We start from the raw sequence: 5,161 nt of genomic DNA, 5'->3' as shown, positions 1-5,161 counted from the left end.
CGCTGCCCGCCTCGCCGGTACGTCCCCGCCGGCGCTCGCGCCTGAGATCACGTGCGGCCTCGCCCTACGACCCCGAAGGCAAGGCGATGCGGCAATGAGGAGGAAGCGCCATGATTGACGAGGCCGCACGTGATCTCAGGCGCGAGCGCCGGCGGGGACGTACCGGCGAGGCGGGCAGCGAGTCGAGCCGGCACCCGAATTACCGGTCGCTGAAGAACCCCTTCCTGCCGCAGCCGATCTTTTCCGACGATCAGGTCGCTGCGATCCACGATACCGCGCTACGCGTGCTGGAAGAACTCGGCATCAAGGTGCTGCTGCCCGAGGCCCGCCCCATCTACGCCAAGGCCGGCGCCTTGGTCGACGAAGACAGCCAGATGGTCAGGATCGGCCGCGACATGGTCGAGGCAGCACTTGCCTCGGCGCCGCGCTCCATTCCGGCACTTGGCGGCGACCGCTCGCGCGACCTGACGCTTGAGCTCGGCTCGATGGCCTTCCTGGCGGGCTCCGGCGCCCCCAACGTCACCGATCTCGAGCGCGGCCGCCGACCGGGCACGCTCGCCGCATTCGAGGAATTCATCAAGCTGATCCAGCATTTCGACGTGCTGCACATGCTTGGCCCCTGCGTCGAGCCGCAGGACATCGACAACCGCTTCCGCCACTATACGGTCAACCGGGCGCAACTGACGCTGTCGGACAAGTTCCCCTTCATCTTTGCGCGCGGCACGCCGCAGGTCGAGGACGGTTTCGAGATGATCCGCCTGGCGCGCGGTCTCTCCGAGGACCAGTTCCGCGCGGGCGCCTATTGCTACACCGTCATCAACACCAACTCGCCGCGCCAACTCGATATCCCGATGGCGCAAGGCATCATCGACTTCGCCAGGGCCGGCCAGGTCCTGATCATCACGCCCTTCTGCCTGGCGGGCGCGATGGCGCCGATTACGGTTGCCGGCGCGCTGACCTTGCAGCATGCCGAGGCGCTGGCTGGGTTGACGCTTGCCCAGATCGTGCGCCCCGGCGCGCCGGTGGTCTATGGCTCCTTCTCCTCCAATGTCGACATGAAGTCCGGCGCGCCGGCCTTTGGCACGCCGGAACATATCAAGGCGACGCTTGGGGCGGGACAGCTCGCCCGCTACACTGGGCTGCCCTGGCGTTCCGGCGGCGGCAGCGCCGCCAATATTGCCGATGCGCAGGCGGCACACGAGACGCAGTTCGCGCTGTGGGGCTCGGTGCTGGCTGGCGCCACCGTCTGTATTCACGCCGCCGGCTGGCTGGAAGGTGGCCTCAGCGTATCCCTGGAAAAGCTGATCACCGACGTCGAGGCGCTGCAGACGATCGCCGAGCTTTGCGCCACCACGCCGGGCGACGCCGATGCCATCGGCTTCGAGGCCATCGCCGAGGTGCAGCCGGGCGGCCACTTCTTCTCCGCCGCCCATACCATGTCGCGCTACCGCACTGCCTTCTACGAGCCGCTGGTGGCCGACTGGTCGAACTTCGGCAACTGGACGCAATCCGGCGGCAAGACCGCGACCGAGCGCGCGACCGGTATCTGGAAGCGCATTCTTTCCGACTTCCAGCCGCCGGCCCCCGCTGCCGCTACCGCTGGCGTGCTCGACGAGTTCATTGCCAAGCGCACCGAGGAGGGTGGCGCCGCGCCGGTCTCCTAGTTTGACGAAAACGTAATAAATTCGGGATCTTCGCCATTCACGTTATAGTCAAAACGATTCGCGATCTGGCATCGGATCGCGAGCGCGGCTACGTTGCCGGGCAGCGTGAGGAGATATGTACTGGCGATGGACGGTAGATGACGACGCCTGGCGATTTGATGCAGGCCTTGTTCCTGAGGCTGAAGACTGATGCGTCGCTGTCGGCGCTGCTTGGCGGCGCCGGCCTGCTCGAGCAGGCGAGCGACAAAGCCGCCTTTCCGAACGTCACTTACGGCCGCACCAGCGCCTTCGACCTCGAGACCGGCGCCGATAACGACAATGACCAACTGGTCACCTTGCATATCTGGTCGAAAGCTCAAGGCGAGGCCGAGACACGCCTCATCATGGACAGCATCAGGGCGCGGCTCGACGGCGCGGCATTTTCGATCGGTTCGCGCGGCCAGACGCGCCTGTCGCTGGAATTCGCCGAGGCTCGCTATGACGAGGATCTGGCCGTCCACCATGGATTGCTGCGCTTCCGCGCGCTGACGCAGGACGCTCCTTGAGAGACTGCGCCGATACATGCCGCCCAGGAGTAAAGTGGCTCCGGAATGTTCATCAAAACAACAGCTTGAGCGCGGCGTTTGAATCGGTTTCACGCGAAGCGCCTTGGCCTACAGCTGCGCCTGGATGGCGGCCTTGTCGATGACCGACCAGACTTCGCGAATCCGCCCGTCATGGAACTCGTAAAAGACGTTCTCGGCGAAGGAGACGCGCTTGCCGTGGACGGGCAGGCCGAACAGCACGCCCTTGGGCCGGCAGTCGAAATGCAGACGCGCCGCCACGCGCGGCGGCTCCGAGATCAGAAGCTCGATGTTGAAGCGCAGGTCGGGAATAGCCTCGAAATCGCCCTCCAGCATGCGCCGATAGCCCGAAAGCCCGATCGTCTCGCCATTATACTGCACCTTCTCGCCGACGAAGCGGCCGAGATTGTCCCAATCCTGCTCGTTCAGGCAGGCGATGTAGCCCCGAAAGAGACCGGCAATATCCTCGCGCGTCATCGCATCCTCCATGGCCGTCCGGTGTTTCTACACTAGCTAGCGCAGTGCGCGGTGAAGACAGGCCAAAAAGCGTAGCGGATCAAGTGCCTTTCCGGCTATGAATTCGAAGCCGGGCTTGAGGGAGCCTTGGCACCGCCAGGCGCGGGGGAATGGCGGGCATGATTTTCGATCGTTCACCGTTCATTTCACGTTCAGCCCATATGCGTTAGAACCGTGATCATGAAAAACCTTGGCTCACATCTCCGCAAAGCAGTGCTGGCGCTTGCCGCGGCCGGGCTTCTTGCGTCGCAGGCGATCGCCCTGCCGGTCATCGAGCCGTCGGCCGATCAGCCGGTGGTGCTCGCCTCCGGCGATTGCTACGCCATCGGCCAGCAGGTCGCCGCGCAGAATGGAGGCACGCTCGCCAAGGCGTCTCAGGCGACGCGGGGCGGCCAGCAGGTCTGCGTCATCGTCGTGCTCGTCCCCGGCAAGGACGGCCAGCGGCCGCGCCGCTCGGAAATCGTCGTCCCGATGGGCTGACCCCTCTCGTTTCCCAGGCCAGCGGAATCGGCCTATACGTCTATCCAGCAACAGGCTTCAACCCATGCGCGTGCTCGTCGTCGAGGATGACAAGGATCTCAACCGGCAACTGGCCGATGCGCTGGTCGATGCCGGCTATGTCGTCGACCGGGCCTATGACGGCGAGGAGGGGCATTTCCTCGGCGAGACCGAGCCTTACGATGCCGTGGTCCTCGACATCGGCCTGCCGCAGATGGATGGCATCAGCGTCGTCGAGCGTTGGCGCCGCGGCGGCCGCAAGATGCCGGTGCTGATCCTCACCGCCCGCGACCGCTGGAGCGACAAGGTTGCCGGCATCGACGCCGGCGCCGACGATTATGTCACAAAGCCCTTCCATATCGAGGAGGTGCTCGCCCGAGTGCGGGCCCTGATCCGCCGTGCGGCCGGCCATGCATCTTCGGAGCTCACCTGCGGCCCGCTGCGCATCGACACCAAGGCGTCCAAGGCCGACGTCAATGGCATGCCGCTGAAGCTCACCTCGCACGAGTTCCGGCTGCTCGCCTATCTGATGCATCATATGGGCGAGGTGGTGTCGCGTACCGAGCTGGTCGAGCATCTCTACGACCAGGATTTCGACCGCGATTCCAACACCATCGAGGTGTTTGTCGGCAGGCTTCGCAAGAAGATGGGCATCGACATGATCGAAACCGTGCGTGGCATGGGCTATCGCATGCGAGAGCCGGAGGCGTGACGCGGAACCGCTGAAGCCAGCGATGGGAAGGTGGATTTCAAGGCTGCGGCTCTGGCCGCGCTCGCTGACCTTCCGCGTCATTGCTTTCTCGACCATCTGGGCGATCCTGACGCTGGTCGTCATCTTCACCCTCATCACCACGCTTTACCGCCAGGCCAGCGAGCGCGGCTTCGACAGCCTGCTCTCGGCTCATCTGTTCAACCTGATCGGCTCCGTCGGCATTTCCGACAACGGCGCGCTGACCGGGGCGCCCGACCTTGGCGATCTGCGCTTTTCCGAGCCGAATTCCGGCTGGTACTGGTCGGTGGAGCCTTCCTCCGAGGGCGTGCATGGCGAAATCCATTCTTCCTCGATGACGACCTCGCTCCTGTCGCCGAGCGTCGCGGAGGTCCCGTTCAACGCGAACTTCCAGCGCAGCTACTCGATGGAAGGCATCAAGGGCGAGCAGCTCGCAGTGTTCGAGAGCGAGTTCGTGCTGGACGCCAAGAACCGCGCCGCCCGCTTCCGCGTCATGGGCAACCACAGCGAACTCGAGCAGGAGATCGCCAGCTTCCAGCGCCGCCTGCTCACCTATCTGTCGCTGTTCGGGGTCGGCATGATCGCCATCAACGCCATCGCCATCCTCTTGGGCCTCCAGCCCTTGCGCCGGGTCCGCAATGCGCTCGCCATGGTGCGCGAAGGCACGGCCCAGCGCCTCGACGGCAGCTTCCCGGCCGAGATCGAGCCGCTGGCCAACGAGACCAATGCGCTGATCGAGAACAACCGGCGCATCGTCGAGCGCTCGCGCACCCAGGTCGGCAACCTCGCCCATTCGCTGAAGACGCCTCTAGCCGTGCTGATCAATGAGGGCCGCGCGCTCGGCGGCGCCAAGGGCCAGCTGATCGCCGACCAGGCGGCTTCCATGCAAAAGCAGGTCGATCATTACCTGCAGCGCGCCCGCGTCGCCGCGCAACGTGACAGCGTCGTCTTCCGCACGCCGGTTTCGCCGCTGGTTGAGCGGATGGTGCGCGTTCTGCGCAAGCTCAATCCGCAAACGCGGCTGACGCTGTCCCTGCCGCCGGCCGAGATCGTCTTTGCCGGCGAGCGCGAGGATCTCGAGGAACTGCTCGGCAATCTGCTCGACAATGCGATGAAATGGGCAAAGAGCGCTGTTGCCGTGACAATCGCCACTATTTCGGGAAGCGGCAACCTGTTTGAAATCGTTATAG

6 protein-coding genes are annotated in these 5,161 nt (G+C 64.7%); 5 read left to right on the top strand and 1 reads right to left on the bottom strand.

Annotated features, from left to right (window positions below):
• Positions 1–110 precede the first annotated feature (110 nt).
• Complete coding sequence (locus tag EOA28_RS24250) at positions 111–1,664, top strand: trimethylamine methyltransferase family protein (protein WP_127250905.1); 1,554 nt, start codon at positions 111–113, stop codon at positions 1,662–1,664.
• Between the two features lie 137 nt (positions 1,665–1,801).
• Entirely contained in the window at positions 1,802–2,209 is a 408-nt protein-coding gene (locus tag EOA28_RS24245) for a DUF3168 domain-containing protein (protein WP_127250904.1), read from the top strand.
• Between the two features lie 108 nt (positions 2,210–2,317).
• Here the strand turns inward: EOA28_RS24245 and EOA28_RS24240 are convergent, their stop codons facing one another.
• A complete protein-coding gene (locus EOA28_RS24240; protein WP_127250903.1) occupies positions 2,318–2,704 on the bottom strand; it encodes an ester cyclase in 387 nt (128 codons plus the stop codon).
• Between the two features lie 219 nt (positions 2,705–2,923).
• On the opposite strand from EOA28_RS24240, the gene EOA28_RS24235 reads away from it, so the two are divergent.
• From EOA28_RS24235 to EOA28_RS24225, 3 genes are all read left to right on the top strand, one after another.
• Positions 2,924–3,223, top strand: coding sequence for a hypothetical protein (locus tag EOA28_RS24235; protein WP_127250902.1), 300 nt, complete (start codon positions 2,924–2,926; stop codon positions 3,221–3,223).
• A 64-nt stretch (positions 3,224–3,287) separates the two neighbouring features.
• Positions 3,288–3,953: a response regulator transcription factor gene (locus tag EOA28_RS24230; RefSeq protein ID WP_127250901.1), complete on the top strand. Its 666-nt coding sequence runs from the start codon at positions 3,288–3,290 to the stop codon at positions 3,951–3,953.
• Between the two features lie 22 nt (positions 3,954–3,975).
• Positions 3,976–5,161 (top strand): histidine kinase (locus EOA28_RS24225; protein WP_128315357.1); only part of this gene is annotated, 1,186 nt, incomplete at its 3' end.

Source organism: Mesorhizobium sp. M2A.F.Ca.ET.067.02.1.1 (assembly GCF_004023285.1).
Taxonomy (GTDB): Bacteria; Pseudomonadota; Alphaproteobacteria; order Rhizobiales; family Rhizobiaceae; genus Mesorhizobium.
Note: the sequence above shows the minus strand (reverse complement) of the source record. Positions and strands in the feature narration are given on the sequence as shown.